The organism is Streptomyces sp. NPDC015131, from assembly GCF_043079975.1.
Classification (GTDB): domain Bacteria; phylum Actinomycetota; class Actinomycetes; order Streptomycetales; family Streptomycetaceae; genus Streptomyces.
Map to the genome: position 1 here is coordinate 3,375 of NZ_JBIBVB010000012.1, position 1,230 is coordinate 4,604.

Annotated in this window: 1 rRNA gene (cut by a window edge); it reads left to right on the top strand. The window is 55.8% G+C overall.

Going from position 1 to position 1,230, the window contains the following annotated elements:
- Positions 1-1,185 (top strand): 23S ribosomal RNA (locus tag ACF08D_RS31220) (it extends 1,632 nt beyond the left edge of the window).
- Positions 1,186-1,230 lie beyond the last annotated feature (45 nt).

Sequence of the window (1,230 nt, forward strand, 5' to 3'; positions counted from 1 at the left end):
GTACTTGCTGCTCGAGCTGGGGGTGGCCGCAGAGACCAGCGAGAAGCGACTGTTTACTAAAAACACAGGTCCGTGCGAAGCCGTAAGGCGATGTATACGGACTGACGCCTGCCCGGTGCTGGAACGTTAAGGGGACCGGTTAGCTCTGTTTCGACAGGGCGAAGCTGAGAACTTAAGCGCCAGTAAACGGCGGTGGTAACTATAACCATCCTAAGGTAGCGAAATTCCTTGTCGGGTAAGTTCCGACCTGCACGAATGGCGTAACGACTTCTCGACTGTCTCAACCATAGGCCCGGTGAAATTGCACTACGAGTAAAGATGCTCGTTTCGCGCAGCAGGACGGAAAGACCCCGGGACCTTTACTACAGTTTGATATTGGTGTTCGGTTCGGCTTGTGTAGGATAGGTGGGAGACTGTGAAGCTTGGACGCCAGTTCAGGTGGAGTCGTCGTTGAAATACCACTCTGGTCGTGCTGGATGTCTAACCTGGGTCCGTGATCCGGATCAGGGACAGTGTCTGATGGGTAGTTTAACTGGGGCGGTTGCCTCCTAAAGGGTAACGGAGGCGCCCAAAGGTTCCCTCAGCCTGGTTGGCAATCAGGTGTTGAGTGTAAGTGCACAAGGGAGCTTGACTGTGAGACCGACGGGTCGAGCAGGGACGAAAGTCGGGACTAGTGATCCGGCGGTGGCTTGTGGAAGCGCCGTCGCTCAACGGATAAAAGGTACCCCGGGGATAACAGGCTGATCTTCCCCAAGAGTCCATATCGACGGGATGGTTTGGCACCTCGATGTCGGCTCGTCGCATCCTGGGGCTGGAGTCGGTCCCAAGGGTTGGGCTGTTCGCCCATTAAAGCGGTACGCGAGCTGGGTTTAGAACGTCGTGAGACAGTTCGGTCCCTATCCGCTGTGCGCGTAGGAATATTGAGAAGGGCTGTCCCTAGTACGAGAGGACCGGGACGGACGAACCTCTGGTGTGCCAGTTGTTCTGCCAAGGGCATGGCTGGTTGGCTACGTTCGGGAGGGATAACCGCTGAAAGCATCTAAGCGGGAAGCCTGCTTCGAGATGAGTATTCCCACCTCCTTGAGAGGGTAAGGCTCCCAGTAGACGACTGGGTTGATAGGCCGGATATGGAAGCCCAGTAATGGGTGGAGTTGACCGGTACTAATAGGCCGAGGGCTTGTCCTCAGTTGCTCGCGTCCACTGTGTTAGTTCTGAAGTAACGAACTCCCA